Here is a 1,719-nt window from a genome sequence, read left to right on the forward strand (position 1 = left end):
GTCGCAGACTTACCAGCCGACGGAGGAGAACCTGAAATCCCGTCAGGAGTTTCGGGACAATCGCTTCGGTATCTTCCTGCATTGGGGGATATACAGTATGCTGGCTACCGGAGAATGGACCATGACGAACAAGAACCTTAATTATAAGGAGTATGCCAAACTGGCGGGAGGTTTCTATCCTGCCAAATTCGATGCTGCCAGATGGGTGTCAGCCATTAAGGCGTCCGGGGCAAAGTATATCTGCTTTACATCCCGGCATCACGATGGCTTTTCTATGTTCCACACACGCTTTTCCGATTACAATATTGTGGATGCTACCCCTTTTAAGCGGGATATTCTGAAAGAATTGGCAGACGAGTGCCACAAGCAAGGTATTCGTCTGCATCTCTACTATTCGCACATCGACTGGTATCGCGAAGATGCTCCATGGGGACGCACCGGACGTGGAACGGGACGACCGAATCCGAAGGGCGACTGGAACAGCTACTATAAATTCATGAACAACCAGCTGACCGAGCTGCTCACCAATTATGGAAAAATAGGTGCCATTTGGTTTGATGGCTGGTGGGACCAGGACCAGAATCCGGATTTTGACTGGCAACTGCCCGGGCAATATGCCATGATACACCGCCTGCAACCGGCTTGCTTGGTTGGGAACAACCATCATCAAGCACCGTTTGCCGGCGAGGACATCCAGATATTCGAGCGCGACCTGCCGGGAGAGAACCGTGCCGGTCTTTCCGGGCAGGATATCAGCGCCTTGCCCCTTGAAACCTGCGAGACGATGAATGGAATGTGGGGATATAAGATTACGGACCAGGATTATAAATCTACCAAAACGCTGATACATTACCTGGTGAAGGCTGCGGGTAAAGATGCCAATCTGCTGATGAATATCGGTCCTCAGCCGGACGGTGAGCTGCCTGCTGTTGCATTGGAGCGTCTGGCAGAAGTAGGGGAATGGATGAAGGTATACGGTGAAACCATCTACGGAACCCGTGGCGGCTGCATTGTTCCGCATCCTTGGGGAGTCACTACACAAAGAGAAAATAAATTATACGTGCATATTCTCGAATTGCAGGATAAGGCTCTCTTCCTGCCGTTGGAAGGCAAGAAAGTGAGGAAGGCAGTGGGGTATGCCGACCGTCTTCCAGTGAAGTTCCGTAAGTGTGAAGGAGGGGTGATGCTCTACTTGCCGGAGGTTCCGACGGATATTGATAAAGTGATAGAGGTGGAGATTGAAAAATAAATTATAAATCAGAAATCTTTAATTCTTCCTAAAAGATAAAGGAAACGCTGGCATTGCTCACCGTTTCCTTTTATTTTTGGCAGACTATTTGTTATACAATAAGAAACGACTGATTTATTCACAATTTAAAGAAAGAAAATTATGGGAACAGGAATGATAGGAATGCAATGGATTATTTTTATCGGTATTGCCGTCGTCAGTTGGCTGGTACAGATGAATCTTCAGAACAAGTTCAAGAAGTACTCTAAAATCCCTACCGGCAACGGAATGACGGGAGCGGACGTTGCTTTGAAGATGCTGCACGACAATGGCATTTACGATGTGACCGTGACGCATACTCCCGGACATCTGACCGACCATTATAATCCTGCCAATAAGACAGTAAACCTGAGTGAGAGTGTTTATAGCAGTAACAGCATCATGGCTGCTGCCGTTGCAGCCCACGAATGTGGTCACGCCGTGCAGCATCT

2 protein-coding genes are annotated in these 1,719 nt (G+C 48.3%); both read left to right on the forward strand.

The features are described from left to right. A partial coding sequence (locus ABUA47_RS15310; RefSeq protein ID WP_349831738.1) for an alpha-L-fucosidase occupies positions 1-1,249 on the forward strand: 1,249 nt, incomplete at its 5' end. 141 nt (positions 1,250-1,390) lie between these two features. Next, positions 1,391-1,719: zinc metallopeptidase (locus tag ABUA47_RS15315; protein ID WP_349831739.1), on the forward strand; the 329-nt coding region annotated here is incomplete at its 3' end.

It is taken from the genome of Bacteroides sp. RTP31139st1_H2_RTP31139_211217 (genome assembly GCF_040227615.1).
In the GTDB taxonomy this organism is placed as follows: Bacteria; Bacteroidota; Bacteroidia; order Bacteroidales; family Bacteroidaceae; genus Bacteroides; species Bacteroides uniformis.